The 409-nt window shown below is 74.6% G+C and carries 1 protein-coding gene; it reads right to left on the bottom strand.

The annotated features are described in order from the left end of the window. The coding region (locus tag G3I78_RS49620; protein ID WP_164437245.1) for a discoidin domain-containing protein at window positions 1-409 on the bottom strand (409 nt) is incomplete at both ends.

The following is a 409-nucleotide window of genomic DNA, read 5'->3' as shown; positions in this document are numbered from 1 at the left end:
CAGCTCGTCCGCGCCCTCCGGGGTGAGGTCGACGGTGTCGAGGCGTGCGACGTTCACGTCCGCCGGGGCCTTGCCGTAGGCGGTGGCCGTCGTCCAGGTCTCGCCGTCGGTCGACGTCTGGACGAGGTAGCGCGCGCCCGCGCTCGCCTCCCAGGCGAACCGGACGCCGCCGACGGTGGTCTCCTCGCCGAGGTCCACCTGGATCCACGAGTCGGGGCGGGTGCGCTCGCCGACCGCGACGGCCCAGCGGGTCGACGGGTTGCCGTCCGTGACGCGCGCGGCCTGGCGACCGCCCCCGACGTCCTCGCTCGACGCGGTCGCGACCTTGCCGGCCGCGAGGTCGGTCACCGATCCCTCGTCCGCGCCGTAGGCGTGGAACGCGAACATCGAGTAGCCGTACTCCAGGTGG

Source organism: Streptomyces sp. SID13726, assembly GCF_010548375.1.
In the GTDB taxonomy this organism is placed as follows: Bacteria; Actinomycetota; Actinomycetes; order Streptomycetales; family Streptomycetaceae; genus Streptomyces.
The sequence above is the reverse complement of the archived record's forward strand: the minus strand, read 5'-3'. Positions and strand labels throughout refer to the sequence as shown.